Here is a 663-nt window from a genome sequence, read left to right on the forward strand (position 1 = left end):
GGGGATTTTATCTAGTGGCGATATTCCAACCATTAACTATGTGGCGCATACATTGGCGGTCGAAGCTGGCGGCGGTGTCATCTTTGGATTGGTACTTGGGGCGATTTTGTACTATTTGCTAAAGAGCATCGACAGTTATCAAGAAGAAGTGCTCTTGACGTTAGCAGGCGTCATCGGCGGCTATGCGCTTGCCAGCCATTGGCATTTGTCAGGGCCACTCGCTATGGTCATGATGGGATTGATGGTTGGTAACCGCGGGCGGGCGCTTGCGATGAGTGATCAGACGCGTCATTACATTGATCTGTTTTGGGAACTGATTGATGAAATTTTAAATGCTATTTTATTCGTCCTTATCGGTCTAGAAGTAGTGATGATTGCTTATTCAGCAAACTTATTTATTGCAGGTGGTTTAACCATCGTTATTGCTCTAGTAGCTCGTTTTATCGTTGTTGGGATGACGACCAAAACGTTTCACCGTCAGCTTGATTTGCCCACTGGTGCATGGAAAGTACTAACGTGGGGTGGATTGCGCGGCGGTATCTCAGTCGCTTTAGTATTACAGCTACCCATCGGTACCGAGCGCGATATTTTATTGGCACTCACTTATGCGGTAGTGATATTTTCTATCTTGGTACAAGGTCTCAGTGTTGGCAAAGTTGCCAA

1 protein-coding gene is annotated in these 663 nt (G+C 46.2%); it reads left to right on the plus strand.

Annotation, left to right across the window (positions count from 1 at the left end; translation table 11 throughout):
• Positions 1–663: cation:proton antiporter domain-containing protein (locus ACS8FC_RS18175; RefSeq protein WP_439297816.1), on the plus strand; the 663-nt coding region annotated here is incomplete at both ends.

This window comes from Psychrobacter sp. 1Y4 (genome assembly GCF_051847555.1).